Here is a 15325-nt window from a genome sequence, read left to right on the forward strand (position 1 = left end):
TGATTTATAATCTTTTGAAAATTGTTGATTATTATTGTATAATAAGTAGTATTTTAATGATGGAATTTAAGGAAAGGAAAAACAAATTCAGTTTTGTTTTTAAATTAAAACTATGTCTAAACAAACATTGATTTTGCTATATGGTGGTCGTTCAGCAGAACGTGAGGTTTCTGTATTATCGGCAGAAAGTGTCATGAGAGCCATTAATTATGATCATTTTTATGTTAAAACCGTTTTTATTTCTAAAGATGGTGAATTTATCAAGACACAAGAGTTTTCAAAAACACCTTCTGATAGTGAAAAATTAATGACTAATGAGAGCATTGATAGAAGTCATCTAATAAAAGCCAGTGATATTTATGAAAAAGATGCCATAGTTTTTCCTGTCTTACATGGACCAATGGGAGAAGATGGTTCTATTCAAGGTTTTCTAGAGGTTTTACGGATGCCTTATATTGGAACTAATATTCTATCATCAAGTGTTTCTATGGATAAAATTACAACAAAATATATTTTATCAACAGTTGGTATTCCACAGGTTGATTATATTGTTTATCTTGAAGGTGATGACATTTTACAAGTCATTTCACAAGTTGAAGAAAAGCTTGTTTATCCAGTTTTTGTAAAACCTGCTAATATGGGATCTTCAGTAGGTATTTCAAAAGCAACAAATGATAAAGAATTAAAAGATGCTATTCACTTAGCACTTAAATATGATCATAGAATTCTGATTGAACAAGGTGTTTCTGCAAGAGAGATAGAAGTGGGAATTTTGGGGAACCATGAGATAAAAACAACACTTCCTGGAGAAGTTGTAAAAGAAGTTGACTTTTATGATTATGATGCAAAATATATTGACAATCAAATCACCATGGCAATTCCTGCTCATATTTCTGAAGATGTTATGACCAAAATGCGTAACTATGCTCAAAAAGCCTTTAAAGCTTTAGGTTGTTGTGGTTTATCTCGTTGTGATTTTTTCCTAACTAATGATGGTCAAGTTTTTCTCAATGAATTAAATACAATGCCTGGATTTACGCAATGGTCAATGTATCCACTACTCTGGGAAAATATGGGACTCCATTATTCTGATTTAATTGAAGAATTAGTTAAATTAGCTATAGAAATGTATGAAAAAAGAGAGGCCCACCTCATTTAAAAACAGTATTTGTTACTGTTTTTTTGTTTTATCATAAAGAAAATTAATGAATGGATAAAAAAAGGTATGCTATAATAGAATAGATCATTTACTATACTAACTAGAATATTAATACTAAAAAAGGAATTTCAAATGAAAATAACAATAGGTGAAGTTGCAAAAGTTGTTGGGGCTTCTAATAATCTATCAGACTTAGAAGACATCGCACTGAATAATATCGAATTTGATAGCCGTCTAATTTCAAAAGGAGATCTTTTTCTGCCCTTAAAAGGTGTTAGAGATGGTCATGACTTTATAGATACTGCTTTTGAAAATGGTGCTATGATCACTTTTTCTGAGAGAGATATTCCAAATCATCCTTATATTCTTGTTGATGATTGCTTAGAAGCATTTCAAAAACTAGCAAAATATTATCTTGAAAAATTACGTGTAGATGTCATCGCAGTAACAGGTTCAAATGGAAAAACCACTACAAAAGATATGATTGCAGCTATTCTTGAAACAACCTATAAAACCTACAAAACACAAGGTAATTATAATAATGAAATTGGGTTACCTTATACAGTTTGCCATATGCCTGATGACACAGAGAAAATCGTTCTTGAGATGGGTCAAGACCATTTTGGCGATATTCACCTTTTATCAACTATTGCCGAGCCAAGAATTTCAGTTGTAACCCTAATTGGTGAAGCACACTTAGAATTTTTCGGTAGTCGTGAAAAAATTGCTGAAGGTAAAATGCAAATAAGTGATGGTATGGATTCAGACGGTATTGTCATTGTTCCAGGTGATCCTATTATTAATCCTTATTTACCTGAAAATCAAAAAGTGATTCGTTTTGGAGAAGGAGAAGAACTTTTTGTTTCAAAATTAGAAGAAGAAAAAGAGTCATTAAAATTTAAGTCAAATGTACTTGATCAAGAGATAATGCTTCCAATCACAGGAAAATATAATGCAACTAATGCTATGATTGCTGCATGTGTTGGAAAACTCTTAGTGGTTAGTGATTCTGATATTAAAGAAGCTCTAGAAACCATAACCATTACTGGCAATCGAACAGAATGGAAAAAAGCTAGTAATGGTGCTGATATTTTATCAGATGTCTACAATGCCAATCCAACTGCCATGAGACTTATTTTAGAAACCTTTTCAACGATTGACAAAAATGAAAATGGTCGAAAGATTGCCGTTCTGGCTGATATGAAAGAATTAGGGAAGGATTCCAAAGAACTCCATACCCAATTAATAACGGCCCTAAATCCTGAAAAAATTGATCATCTTATTTTTTACGGAAAAGATATTGCAGAATTAGCTCAATTAGCAAGTCAAATGTATCCTATTGGTCATGTTTATTATTTCAAAAAAGATGATGGTGTGGACCAATATGAAGAAATGGAAAAACATATTCAGGAGCTCTTAAAATCGGAAGATCAGATTTTATTTAAAGGAAGTCATTCTATGTATCTAGATCAAATCGTTGATGATTTAACAAAATAGTTTGGAAAGAAAAAACATTTTCAAATGACACATTTTTTAACAACAAGTCAAGTGCCAATTCCTGTAATCTCACCTATTTTTTATAGTTTGATGATTATCACGTTAATTGTATTAACGTTTTTGTCTTTAAAACACTATAAAAAACAGCGCTATCACGTCTTTTTTAAAAAGCTTCAAATCATTCAAATGCTGACGCTTTATTTATGGTATTTAGGTGCTCATATTTCTTTATCAGAGAGCCTCCCTTTTTACCATTGTCGAATAGCAATGTTTGTTCTACTTTTTATGCCAGATCGTCGAAGACTAAAACTCTATTTTGCTTTCTTAGGTTTGATTGGAGCAACTTGTGCTATTTGTCATCCCATATTAGATCCCTATAAATTACCACACATCACAACGGTTTCGTATTTAGTCGGACATTACGCTTTATATGTTAATGCTTTAGTATATTTATTAACTTATTATCAAGCTAATCAATTGAATTTTGAGTTTGTTCTAAAAACAACTTTGGTAATGAATATAGGTCTTATTTTTGTAAACCTTTTAACTGGTGGTAACTATGGTTTCTTAAAGACAAGTCCAATTGTAAATAGTCAAAAAATTGGGTTTAATTATATGATCGTTTCATTAGTCTTAATTTGTAGTATTGTTTTATGTAATAACTTTTTCAAAAGAAACTATAGCATTTATCTTAAGATGACAAATGAAGATTAAGCATTAGCACTTAGCTTGAAGAAAGTATTATTTTTAGATATAATGATAGAGTTATAAAAATAGCTCTATTTTTTTGTCAAAATAATTATAAGAGTTATTTTGCAATAGTACTGAGAAGAAATGGAAAAATGATGTCAATACAAGATGAAATCAAAAAACGTCGAACATTTGCTATCATCTCTCACCCGGATGCTGGTAAAACGACAATTACAGAACAACTTTTATATTTTGGTGGTGAAATTCGTGAAGCAGGTACCGTAAAAGGGAAAAAAACAGGGAATTTTGCCAAGTCTGACTGGATGGATATTGAAAAACAACGTGGTATTTCTGTGACATCTTCAGTGATGCAATTCGACTATGCGGGAAAACGTGTTAATATCTTGGACACACCAGGACATGAAGATTTTTCTGAAGATACCTATCGTACTTTGATGGCAGTGGATGCTGCGGTAATGGTTGTTGACTCTGCAAAAGGGATTGAGGCACAAACGAAAAAACTGTTTGAGGTTGTTAAACATCGAAATATTCCAGTATTTACATTTATTAATAAACTGGATCGTGATGGGCGAGAGCCTTTGGAACTTCTTGAAGAATTGGAAGAAGTGTTGGGAATAGCATCATATCCAATGAATTGGCCAATTGGTATGGGAAGAGCCTTTGAAGGTTTATATGATTTACACAATGAACGTTTGGAACTTTATAAAGGCGACCAACGGTTTGCAAGCATTTCTGAGGGTGATAACCTTTTTGCTAATAATCCTTTCTTTGAACAAGCTAAAGAAGATATCGAATTATTAACAGAAGCTGGAAATGATTTTTCTGAAAAAGCAATACTAGAAGGTGACTTGACACCAGTTTTCTTTGGTTCAGCTTTAACAAATTTTGGTGTTCAAACCTTTTTAGATACTTTCTTAGAGTTTGCACCAGAACCTCATGGTCATAAGACTGTTGATGGGAATGAAATTGACCCACTGGATAAAGATTTTTCAGGATTTGTTTTCAAAATCCAAGCAAATATGGATCCAAGACATAGAGACAGAATCGCTTTTGTTAGGATTGTATCTGGAGAATTTGAACGAGGTATGAGTGTTCAATTACCACGTACTGGTAAATCAGCAAAATTATCAACTGTCACACAATTTATGGCTGAATCTCGTGAAAATGTTGAAAATGCTGTTGCGGGTGATATTATAGGCGTTTATGATACAGGCACTTATCAGGTTGGTGATACCTTAACAGTTGGTAAAAACAAATATGAATTTGAACCACTTCCAACATTTACACCTGAAATTTTTATGAAAGTTTCACCAAAAAATGTTATGAAACAAAAACCCTTCCATAAGGGAATTGAACAATTAGTCCAAGAAGGCGCTATTCAACTATATAAAAACTATCAAACAGGTGAATACATGCTAGGTGCAGTTGGTCAACTTCAATTTGAAGTGTTTAAACATCGTATGGAAGGTGAATATAATGCCGAGGTTGTGATGACTCCTATGGGAAAAAAGACTGTACGCTGGATTGATCCAGAAGACTTAGATGAAAGAATGTCATCATCTCGGAATATCCTAGCAAATGATAGATTTGACCATCCTGTTTTCTTATTTGAGAATGATTTTGCACTCAGATGGTTTGCGGATAAATACCCTGATGTTGTCTTAGAAGAAAAAATGTAAAAAGATTACCACTGGTAATCTTTTTTTTATATTAATCCAAAGTGTTCTAAGCCATATCTTATACCATCTTGATTATGGTCATGCGTTTCAAAAACAGCCATTTCTTTAAGCTCTTGAATAGCGTTTGCCATTGCAATTGGAAAATCAACGGCCTTTAGTAAATCAATGTCATTGGCACCATCTCCAAATGCATATGTTGGAAGTTGATTAGCATTTAGTTTGTCTTTAATAATGGCTACCCCTGTACCTTTATGAAATCCTTTTTTAACCACATCAATGGAATAGGGACTATTTCTCAAAAATCTCAATTCTGAAATAGCTTCAGGAAATAAATGATCATTTTCTTTTTGAGAACCTCCAACTAAAATCATATTAACAGCTTTATGGAGATAAAAATCATGATCAATTTTTGGTAATTGGCCATTGAAATAATGGAAATGAGCCTTCAGACCAGGACTATCAGTTGAAATAATAATTTTTTCAGGCGTGTAGTAGGCAATACCTTCACCTAGACTCTCAGCAATTTTTAGGGCTTTACTGATATCTTGTGGTGAAATGCTTTCTTCAAAAACAATTTTGCCATCCACTTGAACAACCATGCCATTCAACATTGCTACTGAGTTGATACCCGATTCTTGAATAATATCTGAAATTTCAATTATTGATCTGCCAGTTGCAATTACTGGTAAATAACCATTAGCTTTCAGTTGCTTTAAAGCTAATTGATTGTCGGTTGAAATATGAGAATCTGAGTTTAATAATGTGCCATCTAAGTCAAAAAAGACTATTCCTTTTATATTCATAAAGTCATTTTATCATAAAAACCTTTTCATAACTAATATCCTATCTTTTTAAATTCTTTTGTGTTACACTAGATAAGTTGTTAAAAAGCAACACAATAAAGCCTTATAAGACAGCTTCGCACTGTCTTTTTAGAAAAGAGAAACATTTGAAATTTACAGAATTAGACTTGTCACAAGATATTCAATCAGCTGTTGTTAGAGCTGGTTTTGAGACGCCTTCACCTATTCAGGAATTAACCATTCCACTTGCTATTGAAGGTAAAGATGTTATTGGACAAGCACAAACAGGAACAGGAAAAACCGCAGCTTTTGGATTACCTACATTAGATAAGATTGATGTTGACCAAAATGTTGTTCAAGCACTTGTAATTGCACCAACACGTGAATTAGCGGTGCAAAGTCAAGAAGAATTATTTAGATTTGGTAGAGATAAAGGTGTCAAAGTAAGATCTGTCTTTGGTGGATCAAGTATTGAAAAGCAAATCAAAGCTCTCCGTTCAGGAGCTCATATTGTAGTTGGGACACCAGGGCGTTTATTAGATTTAATTAAACGTAAAGCTTTAAAATTAAAAGACGTGAAAGTTCTTATTTTGGATGAAGCTGATGAAATGTTAAATATGGGATTCCTTGAGGATATTGAAGCAATTATCAGTCAAGTACCTTCTGAAAGACAAACCTTACTTTTTTCAGCAACGATGCCAGACCCTATCAAACAAATTGGTATTAAGTTCATGAAAAATCCTGAACATATCAAGATTAAAGCTAAAGAACTAACCAATGTAAATGTTGAACAATTTTATATTCGCGTTAAAGAACATGAAAAATTTGATACAATGACACGTTTAATGGATGTCGATCAACCAGAATTATCCATTGTCTTTGGACGAACAAAACGACGTGTTGATGAATTAACAAGAGGTCTAAAGATTCGTGGCTTCCGTGCAGAAGGTATTCATGGAGATCTTGACCAAAATAAACGCCTACGCGTTATTCGTGATTTTAAAAATGATCAAATTGATATTTTAGTTGCTACAGATGTTGCGGCGCGTGGTCTTGATATTTCAGGAGTGACACACGTCTACAACTATGATATTCCACAAGATCCTGAAAGCTATGTCCATCGAATTGGACGTACTGGTCGTGCTGGAAAGTCAGGACAGTCAATTACATTTGTTTCCCCAAATGAAATGGGTTATTTAAACATCATTGAGAAATTAACCAAGAAACAAATGAAAGGCTTAAAACCGGCAACTGCACAAGAAGCTTTTGAAGCTAAGAAAAAAGTTGCACTTAAAAAAATCGAAAAAGATTTTGCTGATCAAGCCATTAGAGAAAACTTTGAGAAATTTAAAGGTGATGCTGTCAAATTAGCTTCTGAATTTTCACCAGAAGAATTAGCACTATATGTTTTAAGTCTTACTGTGCAAGATCCAGATATGATGCCAGAAGTTGAGATTGCCCGTGAAAAACCACTACCATTTAAACCTTCAGGGAAAAATGGCTTTGGTTCAAAAGGTAAAGGTGGACGTGGTAACAGAGATCGCAGACGAAATGGTCGTGACAATGATCGTAAACGTGGTGGTTATAAAGGAGATCGTCGCGATGAGAGATCAAATGGGAAGCGAGATTTCAAACGAACATCATCAAAAAATCGCAAAGATTTCGAACATAAAGATAATAAACGCCCACATAGAACTTCAAGTGAAAAGAAAAACGGCTTTGTTATTCGAAACAAAGGTGAAAGATAATTGAGTATTTAAAGAGTCTTGAAAAGGACTCTTTGCTACGTTCTCCTTTCAGAAAACTTTTGAAAGTTTGTTGATTTTCCTTTTATTTTTTTTAATTTCTGTTATAATAGTTTCAGCCATTATGACTAAATATTTTTTTGGAGGTTGATTCGGATGTCTTGTCCTGATCGTCCTACTTTTGATAAGGCTACAAAAGCAGGATTTATTATTGCTCTGGGTATTGTATATGGTGATATTGGAACAAGTCCTTTATACACGATGCAATCCTTAGTTGAGAACCAAGGTGGTTTAAAATCAGTCTCAGAATCATTTGTGGTGGGGTCAATCTCACTTATCATTTGGACTCTAACACTTATCACAACTATCAAATATGTAATGATTGCCTTGAAAGCAGATAATCATCATGAAGGAGGGATTTTTTCTCTATATACCTTAGTTCGAAGAATGTCTAAATGGCTTATGGTACCAGCCATTATTGGAGGAGCTACACTACTTTCTGATGGTGCATTGACACCAGCGGTCACAGTAACATCTGCAATAGAAGGCTTAAAAGCAGTACCAAGTTTAAATCCAATATATCAGAATCAAATCAATGTTATCTTAACAACTCTGGTCATTTTGACATTACTGTTTAGTATACAAAGGTTTGGGACAGGTTTTATTGGCCGTATTTTTGGACCAGTAATGCTATTATGGTTTGGTTTTCTTGGGGTAACAGGATTTTTTAATAGTTTAGATTACCTTCCAATCTTTAAGGCAATTAATCCTTGGTATGCCATCAAGCTGTTGGTAAGTCCAGAAAATCAACGTGGTATTTTCATTTTGGGTTCTATTTTTCTTGCTACAACTGGTGCCGAAGCTCTTTATTCTGATTTGGGCCATGTTGGACGAGGTAACATCCATGTGAGTTGGCCTTTTGTAAAGATATGTATTATCTTATCCTATTGTGGACAAGGTGCATGGGTACTCAATCATAAGAATAGTGGAATTGAGTTAAATCCTTTTTTTGCTAGTATACCAAGTCAATTGACATTAGCAGCGGTTATACTTGCAACTTTAGCAGCTATAATAGCCTCACAAGCTTTGATTTCAGGATCATTTACATTAGTGTCTGAAGCTATTCGTCTAAAAATTAGTCCACTATTAAGAGTAACTTATCCAGGTACTAATCTTGGACAACTATATATTCCAGTGATTAACTGGATGCTTTATATTATCACTTCATGTATTGTTTTATTTTTCCAAACTTCTGAGCATATGGAGGCTGCATACGGTTTAGCCATAACGATCACAATGTTAATGACAACAATTTTGTTAACAGCATATCTAATTCATCAAGGAATGAAAAAACCACTAGCAATATTAGTGATGTCTTTCTTTGCTATTATAGAATTTGTCTTCTTTTTAGCTTCAGTTGTTAAATTTATGCACGGTGGTTATGTTGTTGTTCTCATTGCATTAGCTATAGTCTTTATTATGTTTATTTGGTACGAAGGTACTCAAATTGTTAATAAATATGTTAAATCTTTAGATTTAAATGACTACAAGGAACAATTAAATCATCTCAGAAATGATAATCGTGTCAGTCTCTATCAAACTAATGTGGTTTATTTAACAAATCGTATTAGTGGTTCTTATATTGATAGATCGATTTTGTATTCTATATTAGATAAATTACCAAAAAGGGCACATGTGTATTGGTTTGTCAATGTTAAAGTGACAGATGAACCTTATACTGCTCAATATAAGGTTGATATGCTTGATACCGATTATATTGTTTGTGTAGAACTTTATCTTGGATTTAGAATGCGGCAATCAGTACCACGATATCTCAGAACGATTGTTCGTGATTTAATGGACCAAGGGCGTTTGCCAAAGCAAACACAAGATTACTCTATTAGCCCTGGTCGTGAAGTAGGTGATTTTAAATTTATTTTACTTGATGAAAGAATTTCAAATGCTCATCAACTAAAACCATTTGAACGTTTTGTCATGCAAACTAAAGCAAGTATCAAACATATCACTTCAACACCTAAGCGATGGTTTGGTTTACAATTTTCAGAAGTTACTACTGAAATTGTTCCGCTTGTTTTGTCAGATGTTAAAAATTTACCAATTATTGAACGGGTTCAAAATGATAAAAAAGTATAGAAAAAAGCACATCATTTCGTTTGATGTGCTTTAATATAGTCTAATTTTTCCTGTCGATTTTTTCTTTTTTTAAATAAGGCTTCTGCTGACATAGCTTCATTTTTTGTTTCAAAAAACTCATGGTAAATTAAAGTAACTGGTAAACGAGACTTGGTGTATTTTGCTCCTTTTCCAGAATTGTGTGTGTTTATTCTTTTTTCTAAATCAGTTGTGTAACCAGTATAAAGTGTCCCGTCAGAACATTCAAGTACGTACATGTATGGCATTTTAGTGACCTCTCTTTACTTCTTTAAAGGCTTTTTTGATAATGAGATAGAGTAATTGGCAGTCAAGTACAATACCATAACAAATACTAAGACAAATAAAGTGTATTCGTTTTGTTGATTCAATAATTTGCAAGTCGTAATTGCCATAGCTTTTTAAAAAAATTAATAATCCAATAGCTAAATAGGCTATCAATAAAATAATATTAGTGATTAGAATTGTTTTTTTCATCTTTTTCAGTCTTTCCAAAATAAATGCGATGAATTTCGTCTGTATAGTCACCATTTTCTTTGTGAACAAATAATGGTGGTAAAATTTTAAATCCAGATAAGGAGCCATCTTTGATTGCCTCAATCAGAAGGAGATTAGCCTCTTTTGTCTGTTTCGGGTAAACAAATTGGACACGTTTAGGAGCAAGATTATACTTTTTTAAGGTATCAATAATGTCTAAAAAACGATCAGGTCTATGTACCAAAGCTAAACGGCCATTTGTTTTTAAGGCATGACGACTTACTTGGCAAATTTCTTCTAAGTTTGTTGTGATTTCATGCCTTGCTAATAAATAATATTCAGAATTATTTTTGATGGATGTTTCATGGTCTTTAAAGTAGGGTGGATTACAAAGAATAAGGTCAACACCAGACCTAGGAACATAATCTAATAAGTTCTTTAAATCTGCATGAATCATTCTAACTTGATTGTCAAGTTGATTTAAATGGATTGAACGGTTGGCCATATCAGCTAAGCGTTCTTGGATTTCAATTTCAACAATAGGTGCTTTTGTTCTTGTGCTAGCAAATAATCCAACAGCTCCATTTCCAGAACAAAGATCAACAATGAGTCCTTTTGAGGGAAATTTAGGAAAACGTGAAAGCAGTACACTATCAATTGAATAACTAAAAACATCTTTATTCTGAATAATTTTAACGTCAGTTGAGAACAGTTGATCTATCCGTTCTCCTTTATATAGGTTAATTTTGTCCATAGTAATTATTATATCAAAAATTATGCATGTAATAGGGGCAATTTTTCTAGAAATGAAAAAGACTGATTATTTCAGTCTTTATTTTAATACACCAAATTGATAGCCTTGATCTTTATAATACTGAATAATTCTTGGTAGAGTCTCCATGGTTAACTCTTTCCCCGATATATCATGCATAAGGATTACACGAACGTTTGTTGCTGGTAAATTTTGTGATGATGTTAAAAGATGATTCATCATCTCGTCACTTGTTTTAGGTTGTAATGGTCGTGGTTCAGCATCACCAACTAAAGCATTCCAATCAATCCAGTCTAATCCTAAAGCCTGTAACTGATTATCTGAATCCTGCATATTTGTCCAAGACATATGACCACCTGGGTATCGCCAAACTTTAGTTGAAAATTGTTCACCTAATGCTGATTTCATAGCTGTAAGTGATTGACTTGCTTCATTTTTAATCTGTTGTGCATTTGCAACTCGACTTGGGTATAATAATGATAAATTATGTGAAAAACTATGAATGCCAAGAGCATGGCCCTCTGTAATTTGTCTCTGAAGTATTGGTTTTGTTTGATCATTCACTAAATTACCTATAATAAAAAAAGTTGCATGGACCTGATATTCTTTTAAAATATCTAATATTTTAGGTGTCATATTTAAGTCAACACCATCATCAAATGTCAAAAAGACAATTTTATCTTCTTTGTTGATTGTCCCATCAATATAAGATTTTACGGTTGCCACATCATAAGCATATTGTTCAGCGCTATTATTATGATTTTGTCCTACCATTAGTGAATTAGGTTCAGGTCTTGGTTGACTTGACTTTATTTTTTGATTTTTACTAATTTTTGGCTTTCTTTTCTTAGTAACATTTGTTATTTTTGGCTTATTAAAGAATAATTTTTGATTTAAGTAAACGAAAACAGAGAAAGATAGTAGCAATATAATCAAAATCATTAAAATTGTATTGATAATTGCTAATTTTTTTGATTGTGTCATCTCATAAACCTCGCATTTTTATTATAACGTATTTTTGAAAAGAATAATACCGGTTAATAAAAAGAATAGACATATCCTTTTTAAACATGATAGAATAGAGAGAACTTAATTTTAAAGGAGAAAATCGTGTTTTATACCTATTTACGAGGATTAGTTGTCTTCTTATTATGGGTTGTTAATGGGAATGCTCATTATCATAACCGTGACAATATTCTAGATGAATCTGAAAATTATATTTTAGTTGCTCCTCATAGGACATTTTGGGACCCTGTTTACATGGCATTTGCAGCAAGACCTAAACAATTTATTTTTATGGCCAAACAAGAGTTATTCAAAAATAGACTTTTCGGCTGGTGGATAAAAATGTGTGGTGCATTTCCGATTGATCGTAATAATCCAGGACCTGAAGCAATTAAATATCCAGTTAATATGCTGAAAAAAAGTAATCGCTCACTAGTTATGTTTCCAAGTGGTAGTAGACATTCCCAAGATGTAAAGGGTGGAGTTGCAGTTATTGCTAAAATGGCAAAAGTTAAAATTCTACCAGCAGCTTACACCGGCCCAATGGTAGTTTCAGGTCTTTTAAAAGGAGAACGAGTTGATTTAAATTTTGGACATGCTATTGATATTTCTGATATTAAACGAATGAATGCCGAAGGACAAGCTGAAGTTGCAAAACGGATTCAAGCAGAATTTGAACGTCTTGATAAAGAAAATGAGATTCACCAACCAGGTAAAAAACGTCACCCACTAACTTATCTTTATCGACTTCCCCTAGCAATTCTTGCCATTGTAGTGCTAGCTTTAACACTTTTATTTTCTTATTGTGCCAGTTTTGTTTGGGATCCAGATAAACATCGCCATTAATAAATACAAAAAGCTCATCAGTTTTGATGGGCTTTTTCGAATAATTAATTGAGGTGAAAAAATGATTGAAGACATCTTAGAAAAACTAAAATGCATAAAGTTAAAAAGAGAATATTGGATTATTCTAGTGGCTGTCAGTATTTGTATTTTTCCTTCGTCAAGTTACAATAAAAAATGTGGATCAACAAAAACAACAAACCTATCAATTTGAAGAAAAAACTGCTGCTCCGATAGAAGAAAAACCTATAAAAGAAGAAAAGGCAAATACAGCAGAGAGTCAAACAATAACCGTTGATTTAAAAGGTGCGGTAAAAAACGAGGGGGTATATCAAATAGAGAAAGGTAACAGGCTATTTGATCTTATCCAAAAAGCTGGAGGCTTGACACCTGAAGCTGACAAGAAATCAATTAATTTAGCATCAAAGTTAGCTGATGAACAACTTATTTATGTGGCAAAAGTTGGTGAAGAAGTGGTTAGTAATGTTACCAATAATCATCAAGAGTCAAGCTCTAGTACAACAATTGTTAATATCAATAAAGCAAATTTAGAAGAATTACAGACTATTACTGGTATAGGACAGAAAAAAGCACAAGAGATTATCAATTATAGAGAAAAGAATGGACTATTTAAATCAATTGAAGATTAAAAAAATATTAGTGGCATTGGTGAAAAATCAATAGAAAAAATTAAAGATGAAATCAGTATTGACTAAATATTTTACAGTAAATCCAATCCAACTCATCATCTTATTTATCGTTTGTTACTATAATTGTTTAAGACCTAATCTATTTTTAAAAGTTATTTTAATTGCTTATATCATTCTTTGCTTAAATCGGAGACTCACTTATTTAATTAGACTAGTCATTATGTTTTCAACATTAATGACCTTTTTAATATTTTTTCAATTCCATCAAAAATCAATAGAGAATCAAAAAATACAGAATGTACAACATATTAGATTAGTGCCAGATTCTATTCAAATTGATGGGGATCAATTAAGTGCACAAGCACAATATCGCAGGTATACTGTTTTAGTGCATTCCCGCTTAAAATCAAAAACAGAAAAAATTTTTTTCCAGAATAATAAAGACTGGTTAGAATTAAAAATTGATTCTAAAGTTGAAGAAATTATGACAAAACGAAATTTTAAAGGTTTTGACTATAAATTTTACTTAAAAAATAAAAATATTTATCATTCCATATCGATACTATCTATAAAAAGCATATCTTACTCAAAACCCAAGCATTTAATCGAACAATTTCAACAATGGCGAAGAATGGCGATTATTCATAGCTTCAGGATATTTCCGGAGCCTTTGAATCAATATTTAGCTGCATTATTGTTTGGTTATCTAGATAAGTCATTTCAGTTGACCTTAGATACTTATAGTCAATTAGGTATTATTCATTTTTTTGCCTTATCTGGAATGCATGCTGATTTTTTTCTAAAAGTCCTAAAAAAAAATATTACTGAGACTAGGTATGGTTCGGGAACATTTGTATTATGTTATCATACCATTTTCATTTTGTTTTCTATATTTAACAGGTTCAAGTACTTCGATACTAAGAAGTCTTCTTCAGCAAAATCTCTCACTTTTTGGAGTTAAAAACTTTGAAAATTTATTTTTTGTTTTAATGATTCATGCTTTTATTCATCCAAATTATTTGTTAAGCATAGGAGGATTATTATCTTATAGTTATGCTTTCGTTATTATTTATTTAAATCAACATTTTTCGTTAAAATCCTGGCTTAAGCCTATAGCCATTAGTTTTATTATGCTTCCAATTTTAACTAGTCAATTTTCACAATTTCAATTATTTTCAGTATTATTGACAGCTTTATTATCATATCTATTTCAATGTATTATTTTACCCATTTTAAGTTTCGTTTTCTTATTGTCTCCTTTTATAAATCTTTCAAAAATTAATTTTTTATTTTTATTTCTCAATAATACATTAAGTACAGTAGAGACACTTTTACCAAAATCTATCATAATCGGAAAACCAAATAATTTCATTACAGTTAGTTTAGTTATTCTAAGTCTAATATTGCTTGAAACTTATATAGAAAAAATTATCGACGGGCAGGTATTTTAGCTCTTATAATACTGACTCTTTATTTTTCTATTAGACTACCACTTACTAATGAAATTACGATGGTTGATATTGGTCAAGGTGACAGTATTTTATTACGAGAAAAATTTGGGAAAGTCATTTTAATTGATTTAGGCGGTATCCCTGGGTTTAAACAGAAAGAAAACTGGCGACAAAGAACAATAAAATCAAACGCCGAACAGACTTTAATTCCGTTTTTGAAAAGTCGTGGAATATCAACAATTGATCAAGTGATATTAACTCACACTGATACTGATCATGCAGGAGACTTAGAAGTGGTTCATCATCATATTAAAATTAAAAAATCTAGTAGTACCTTTTCATTCTTTAAAAGTTCATGACA

16 protein-coding genes are annotated in these 15325 nt (G+C 32.1%); 11 read left to right on the forward strand and 5 right to left on the reverse strand.

What is annotated here, in order from left to right:
• The first annotated feature begins 112 nt into the window (after nucleotides 1-112).
• The 4 genes from STRUR_RS03000 (at nucleotide 113) to STRUR_RS03015 (ending at nucleotide 5046) form a co-directional block, all read left to right on the forward strand.
• Nucleotides 113-1159 carry a D-alanine--D-alanine ligase gene (locus tag STRUR_RS03000; protein WP_006739482.1) on the forward strand — a complete coding sequence of 349 codons (1047 nt, stop codon included), beginning with the start codon at nucleotides 113-115 and terminating at the stop codon, nucleotides 1157-1159.
• Between the two features lie 132 nt (nucleotides 1160-1291).
• On the forward strand, nucleotides 1292-2656 hold the full coding sequence (locus tag STRUR_RS03005; RefSeq protein WP_006739377.1) for a UDP-N-acetylmuramoyl-tripeptide--D-alanyl-D-alanine ligase: 1365 nt from the start codon (nucleotides 1292-1294) through the stop codon (nucleotides 2654-2656).
• 24 nt (nucleotides 2657-2680) lie between these two features.
• Nucleotides 2681-3370 (forward strand): YwaF family protein, encoded by a 690-nt coding sequence (locus STRUR_RS03010; protein ID WP_006739246.1) that lies wholly within the window; start codon nucleotides 2681-2683, stop codon nucleotides 3368-3370.
• Between the two features lie 131 nt (nucleotides 3371-3501).
• Complete coding sequence (locus tag STRUR_RS03015; protein WP_006739164.1) at nucleotides 3502-5046, forward strand: peptide chain release factor 3; 1545 nt, start codon at nucleotides 3502-3504, stop codon at nucleotides 5044-5046.
• Between the two features lie 26 nt (nucleotides 5047-5072).
• Here the strand turns inward: STRUR_RS03015 and STRUR_RS03020 are convergent, their stop codons facing one another.
• Complete coding sequence (locus STRUR_RS03020; protein WP_006738754.1) at nucleotides 5073-5849, reverse strand: Cof-type HAD-IIB family hydrolase; 777 nt, start codon at nucleotides 5847-5849, stop codon at nucleotides 5073-5075.
• A gap of 146 nt (nucleotides 5850-5995) precedes the next feature.
• Here STRUR_RS03020 and cshA point away from each other — a divergent pair, with 146 nt between their 5' ends.
• Nucleotides 5996-7597 carry a degradosome RNA helicase CshA gene (cshA, locus tag STRUR_RS03025; RefSeq protein ID WP_006740439.1) on the forward strand — a complete coding sequence of 534 codons (1602 nt, stop codon included), beginning with the start codon at nucleotides 5996-5998 and terminating at the stop codon, nucleotides 7595-7597.
• Between the two features lie 153 nt (nucleotides 7598-7750).
• Entirely contained in the window at nucleotides 7751-9748 is a 1998-nt protein-coding gene (locus tag STRUR_RS03030; RefSeq protein ID WP_006739001.1) for a KUP/HAK/KT family potassium transporter, read from the forward strand.
• A gap of 11 nt (nucleotides 9749-9759) precedes the next feature.
• Here the strand turns inward: STRUR_RS03030 and STRUR_RS03035 are convergent, their stop codons facing one another.
• The 4 genes from STRUR_RS03035 to STRUR_RS03050 all read right to left on the reverse strand — a co-directional run bounded on the left by STRUR_RS03035 (nucleotide 9760) and on the right by STRUR_RS03050 (nucleotide 11999).
• Nucleotides 9760-10014, reverse strand: a complete 255-nt coding sequence (locus tag STRUR_RS03035) for a GIY-YIG nuclease family protein (protein ID WP_006738513.1) — start codon at nucleotides 10012-10014, stop codon at nucleotides 9760-9762.
• Nucleotide 10015: 1 nt separating this feature from the next.
• Nucleotides 10016-10243, reverse strand: a complete 228-nt coding sequence (locus tag STRUR_RS03040; protein WP_006740416.1) for a hypothetical protein — start codon at nucleotides 10241-10243, stop codon at nucleotides 10016-10018.
• Complete coding sequence (locus STRUR_RS03045; protein ID WP_006739967.1) at nucleotides 10218-10997, reverse strand: tRNA1(Val) (adenine(37)-N6)-methyltransferase; 780 nt, start codon at nucleotides 10995-10997, stop codon at nucleotides 10218-10220. The genes STRUR_RS03040 and STRUR_RS03045 overlap by 26 nt, the downstream gene beginning before the upstream one ends.
• A 78-nt stretch (nucleotides 10998-11075) precedes the next feature.
• Nucleotides 11076-11999 (reverse strand): polysaccharide deacetylase family protein, encoded by a 924-nt coding sequence (locus tag STRUR_RS03050; protein ID WP_006739084.1) that lies wholly within the window; start codon nucleotides 11997-11999, stop codon nucleotides 11076-11078.
• Nucleotides 12000-12125: 126 nt separating this feature from the next.
• On the opposite strand from STRUR_RS03050, the gene STRUR_RS03055 reads away from it, so the two are divergent.
• From STRUR_RS03055 to STRUR_RS11450, 5 genes are all read left to right on the forward strand, one after another.
• A complete protein-coding gene (locus STRUR_RS03055) occupies nucleotides 12126-12866 on the forward strand; it encodes a lysophospholipid acyltransferase family protein (RefSeq protein ID WP_006738486.1) in 741 nt (246 codons plus the stop codon).
• 176 nt (nucleotides 12867-13042) lie between these two features.
• On the forward strand, nucleotides 13043-13513 hold the full coding sequence (locus STRUR_RS03060; protein WP_006739527.1) for a helix-hairpin-helix domain-containing protein: 471 nt from the start codon (nucleotides 13043-13045) through the stop codon (nucleotides 13511-13513).
• 220 nt (nucleotides 13514-13733) lie between these two features.
• The gene (locus STRUR_RS11845) at nucleotides 13734-14474 is read left to right on the forward strand and encodes a ComEC/Rec2 family competence protein (RefSeq protein WP_040832718.1); all 741 of its coding nucleotides are present in this window, start codon (nucleotides 13734-13736) and stop codon (nucleotides 14472-14474) included.
• The gene (locus STRUR_RS12095; protein WP_406874637.1) at nucleotides 14365-14964 is read left to right on the forward strand and encodes a ComEC/Rec2 family competence protein; all 600 of its coding nucleotides are present in this window, start codon (nucleotides 14365-14367) and stop codon (nucleotides 14962-14964) included. The genes STRUR_RS11845 and STRUR_RS12095 overlap by 110 nt, the downstream gene beginning before the upstream one ends.
• Nucleotides 14965-15023: 59 nt before the next feature.
• Nucleotides 15024-15323 carry an MBL fold metallo-hydrolase gene (locus tag STRUR_RS11450; protein WP_006738752.1) on the forward strand — a complete coding sequence of 100 codons (300 nt, stop codon included), beginning with the start codon at nucleotides 15024-15026 and terminating at the stop codon, nucleotides 15321-15323.
• Nucleotides 15324-15325 lie beyond the last annotated feature (2 nt).

The organism is Streptococcus urinalis 2285-97 (assembly GCF_000188055.2).
Classification (GTDB): domain Bacteria; phylum Bacillota; class Bacilli; order Lactobacillales; family Streptococcaceae; genus Streptococcus; species Streptococcus urinalis.

What these genes read in the sequence shown, in the direction of transcription:
- STRUR_RS03000 (WP_006739482.1), top strand. Translation starts at nt 113, where the DNA reads ATGTCTAAACAAACATTGATTTTGCTATATGGTGGTCGTTCAGCAGAA.
- STRUR_RS03015 (WP_006739164.1), top strand. Translation starts at nt 3,502, where the DNA reads ATGTCAATACAAGATGAAATCAAAAAACGTCGAACATTTGCTATCATC.
- STRUR_RS03020 (WP_006738754.1), bottom strand. Translation starts at nt 5,849, where the DNA reads ATGAATATAAAAGGAATAGTCTTTTTTGACTTAGATGGCACATTATTA.
- STRUR_RS03030 (WP_006739001.1), top strand. Translation starts at nt 7,751, where the DNA reads ATGTCTTGTCCTGATCGTCCTACTTTTGATAAGGCTACAAAAGCAGGA.
- STRUR_RS03045 (WP_006739967.1), bottom strand. Translation starts at nt 10,997, where the DNA reads ATGGACAAAATTAACCTATATAAAGGAGAACGGATAGATCAACTGTTC.
- STRUR_RS03035 (WP_006738513.1), bottom strand. Translation starts at nt 10,014, where the DNA reads ATGCCATACATGTACGTACTTGAATGTTCTGACGGGACACTTTATACT.
- STRUR_RS03050 (WP_006739084.1), bottom strand. Translation starts at nt 11,999, where the DNA reads ATGACACAATCAAAAAAATTAGCAATTATCAATACAATTTTAATGATT.
- STRUR_RS11450 (WP_006738752.1), top strand. Translation starts at nt 15,024, where the DNA reads ATGGTTGATATTGGTCAAGGTGACAGTATTTTATTACGAGAAAAATTT.
- STRUR_RS03005 (WP_006739377.1), top strand. Translation starts at nt 1,292, where the DNA reads ATGAAAATAACAATAGGTGAAGTTGCAAAAGTTGTTGGGGCTTCTAAT.
- STRUR_RS03040 (WP_006740416.1), bottom strand. Translation starts at nt 10,243, where the DNA reads ATGAAAAAAACAATTCTAATCACTAATATTATTTTATTGATAGCCTAT.
- STRUR_RS11845 (WP_040832718.1), top strand. Translation starts at nt 13,734, where the DNA reads ATGTTTTCAACATTAATGACCTTTTTAATATTTTTTCAATTCCATCAA.
- STRUR_RS03010 (WP_006739246.1), top strand. Translation starts at nt 2,681, where the DNA reads ATGACACATTTTTTAACAACAAGTCAAGTGCCAATTCCTGTAATCTCA.